The sequence below is a fragment of the Halorubrum sp. SS7 genome (assembly GCF_005435055.1).
In the GTDB taxonomy this organism is placed as follows: Archaea; Halobacteriota; Halobacteria; order Halobacteriales; family Haloferacaceae; genus Halorubrum; species Halorubrum salinarum.
Window position 1 is genome coordinate 1 of record NZ_SGXV01000657.1, and the last position, 229, is coordinate 229.

A 229-nucleotide genomic window follows, 5' to 3' on the forward strand; every position below is an offset into this window, starting at 1 on the left:
GAGGAGGACGGGACGCTCGTGATAGCGATCTCACAGAGCGGCGAGACCGCGGACACGATCGCGGCCGTCAGGGCGGCCAGCGCGGAGCGGACGATGGTGGCGACGAACGTCGTCGGCTCGTCGCTGACGAGGGAGTGCGACGACACGCTATTGGTCCGTGCCGGACCGGAGATCGGCGTCGCCGCGACGAAGTCGTTCTCCGCACAGGTCGCGACGCTGTCGCTGCTCG

The 229-nt window shown here is 69.4% G+C and carries 1 protein-coding gene; it reads left to right on the plus strand.

The features are described 5' to 3' along the window. Nucleotides 1–229: SIS domain-containing protein (locus EXE44_RS19525; RefSeq protein ID WP_137718134.1), on the plus strand; the 229-nt coding region annotated here is incomplete at both ends.